The organism is Mesorhizobium sp. M7D.F.Ca.US.004.03.1.1 (assembly GCF_003998635.1).
Taxonomy (GTDB): Bacteria; Pseudomonadota; Alphaproteobacteria; order Rhizobiales; family Rhizobiaceae; genus Mesorhizobium; species Mesorhizobium loti.
This window is the reverse complement of record NZ_RZQG01000738.1, coordinates 1-3,022: the sequence shown is the minus strand read 5'-3', so window position 1 is coordinate 3,022 and position 3,022 is coordinate 1. Positions and strand designations below refer to the sequence as shown.

Annotated in this window: 2 protein-coding genes and 1 pseudogene; 2 read left to right on the top strand and 1 reads right to left on the bottom strand. The window is 61.9% G+C overall.

Features of this window, described 5'->3' with window-relative positions:
- Both EN935_RS41515 and EN935_RS28975 read left to right on the top strand, forming a co-directional pair.
- Positions 1-334 (top strand): hypothetical protein (locus EN935_RS41515; RefSeq protein ID WP_206534594.1); only part of this gene is annotated, 334 nt, incomplete at its 5' end.
- Positions 335-583: 249 nt separating this feature from the next.
- On the top strand, positions 584-994 hold the full coding sequence (locus EN935_RS28975) for a hypothetical protein (RefSeq protein WP_127373881.1): 411 nt from the start codon (positions 584-586) through the stop codon (positions 992-994).
- A 121-nt stretch (positions 995-1,115) separates the two neighbouring features.
- Here the strand turns inward: EN935_RS28975 and EN935_RS28970 are convergent.
- Positions 1,116-3,022: pseudogene (locus EN935_RS28970) on the bottom strand (ATP-binding protein); the annotation flags it as partial.

Here is a 3,022-nt window from a genome sequence, read left to right as displayed (position 1 = left end):
GGTAACTCCAGCCCGGCAGTCCCCGCCGGTCCCAATCGTTGGGGATCGCCACGTCACGGAGGTGCGGGTTCATAAAACGTCTCTTCTTTTTATTGAATACTCATTCAATAAAATCATATTTTTCATTGAAATGCAATGGCTTGTGAAAGTATCGAATGTTCGTTCATTCGCGCCGAAGTCGATTTTCGACCGATGCAGCCGAGGAAAATCCCGGAAATTCCAAGCCTTAACATGGCTTGTGGAACGAGCCTCTTGGGCGAGGGGCAGCGCTCGATGCCGAGAAAATCTCACCCGTTTTCCCGCAAGAATTGCTGCTTCCCTGTCCGGAGTGTGAGGTTGCTCATAGTTCGCTGGGCGAGGTTGGGCTTTGCTGCCGGATATCGACGTTCCAGCAATATCCTGATCGATGAAACAGCTTCGCAAAACAGACCAGCGTATCCGGCTGTGGCCGGTTTTGCCCGAATGTGCCCGTATCCAGCGTTGCGATGCTGTTACACGGGCACGCTCTCCGTATCATCCGCCCGTTACCAAGTGCGATTAAATTCGTTTTACCACCAAAAGAAACTTAGCGAAGGGGAAGGCAATGCATGCGAAAATCCAGACGATCCGCGGCGAGAGCCGCCTTCAGGCTCCAGAGCGCAATGACCGCCGTCCGAAACTGGCGCTGCGCCAGCGGGCCAGCGACCACCCCATGGCGATGTTCATGGTGCTGGCTGCTTGCGCCTTCACCGGCATGGCGTTCACGCCGACAATCGGGCCGGCCTTCGCTTCGTTGAATCCGCCTGCCAACCTCGTCCAGGGTGCGCAGACGACGACCAGGACCGCGCGTCTGCCGATGCCGGTGACCGACTTCGCCTGCAAGGGCCAGGCCTGGGGCGCCGAGAGCATCGATTGCCTGCGCGCCATTGCCGAGCAGTCCGGAGCACACAAGAGCCGCGCAATCCGCATGATCGCCAATGCCGCGCCGTTGACCAGTACGCCGAACATTTTCTGATTTCTGTCGAAGCATGATCCCGAAAACCGGTTCCCACTTTGGGGATCGTGCTCTGACCCTCCCCGAGCGCCTCCAGCGCTCCTTTCGGCTCCCGCCGCGACGTCGGTTGGGGGCCGCTTTTTTATCCTTTTATTGCCGCTTGTTCGGCGATGGCCGACAGCACGCTGCGCACATCCAGCGTACTGAACGGCTTCTCCAGGATCTGCGGCCGCTGCTGTGCCGGCAGGGCCTCGATTTCGGCTTTCGCGCCGATCAGGTCGCCGGTGACCAGCACGAAACGCCGCGCCAGGTCGGGCTTTTCGGCGAGCAGCTCGCGATAGATCGATATGCCGCTGACGCCGGGCATGCGCAAATCCGAAAAGACGATGTCCGGCGGCATATGACCGCTCAAGGTGGCGGTGCCCGATTCCCAGACAGGAACGATCCGCGACTTGATGCCCATCAATTCGAGAATGTCGGAGAGCGAGCCGGCAACATCCGGCTCGTCGTCGATGATCAAGGCGTGGCGCAGGCCGCTCGATCGCGGCTGGTTCTCGCCGGCAGCGACAAGGCCGGCTACGATGGCGGGCAGATGGACGACAAAACGCGCCCCTCTCGGCAGCACTTCCTCGAACCAGACATTGCCATTGTGCCGCTCGATGATCGATTTCGAGATCGACAGGCCGATGCCGGTGCCGACGCCGACCGGCTTGGTGGTGAAATAGGATTCGAAAATCCGGCTGCGGATCGCTTCCGGCACGCCGGGCCCGTTGTCCTCGACCGAGAAGCAGGGGTTGCCCCGGTCGCTGCGGAACGTCCGCACCTTGATCAGCCGGTCGCCGGCAATGCCAGCCAAAGCGTGCTGGCTGTTGATGAGGAAATTGGCCGCCACCTGCGTCACGTGGTCGGCGTCGGCCATGGCCAGCAGCGGGCCGGCGGCGAAGTCGGTGTCGATGATGATGCCGCTTGAGCGCGCGCCATAGGCGGTCACACTTCCAACGCCGCACGGATCACCTGGTTGAGGTCGGTCTCGGCCTGTGCCGCGGGATGAAGGCGCACCATCGACAGGAAGCTCTTGACGATGCGGCCGCAGCGCTCGGCGGCGGCGCGGACTTTCTCTGCGCGCACCTTGGTCTGCGGATCGGAGGCGAATTCGTGCAGCAGCGTCGATTGCGCCACCACCACGGCCAGCGGGTTGTTGAGCTCATGCGACACGCCGGCCAGCAACGAACCCATCGCCGCCATCTTCTCGTTCTGGTGCAGCTTCTCGCGCTGGCGGCCGATCTCCTCCTCGGCGCGCAATTTGTCGCGCAGGTCGCGGATGGAGCCGAAGATCAGGCGGCGGTCGGCGACCCGCATCTCGGTTGCGGTCAGCTCGATCGGGAACACTTCGCCGGCGGCGTTCTGGGTCACCGTCTCGAGCCGCTGGCCGACCATCGGCGCGCCGCGGCCGGACATGTATTCGGCCCCCGAAGCATAACCTTTTCTGTAGTAGATCGGCACGATGGTATCGAGCAGGTCCTTGCCGAGGATGTCGCTGCGCTGGAAGCCGAACATCTTCTCGGCGGCCGGATTGAATTCGATGATCGAGCCCGTCTCATCGATGACGACGATGGCGTCGAGCGAGGCCTGCAGCATGGTGCGGCGAATGACCTCGCTGGCATGGGCTTCGGAGGGCGAGCGCTCGATGGCATCGCCGATGGCCAGCGCGATGATGTGCAGCGTCGCCTCTTCCTCGTCGGTCCACTCGCGCTCGTTGACGCAGTCATTGACCGCCAGCGTGCCCCACAGATGCCCGTGTGCGAAGACCGACACCGACAGGAACGACTTGATGTTCTGCTTCTCGAAATCGGTTCTCAAAAAGCCTTCGAGGTTGCGCGTATGGCCGGCGAAGATCTTGCCTTGCCGCTCGTCCTCTGCCAGCCGCTCCAATAGCGGGTCCGAATTGACGATCGACTGCATGATGACGGTCGGTGACGCCAGTTCGCCGCCAAAGAGCGGGTCGATCCAGTAGGCGGCGACGGATTGGGCGAAGCCCTGGCCAGGCAA

What these genes read in the sequence shown, in the direction of transcription:
- EN935_RS28975 (WP_127373881.1), top strand. Translation starts at nt 584, where the DNA reads ATGCATGCGAAAATCCAGACGATCCGCGGCGAGAGCCGCCTTCAGGCT.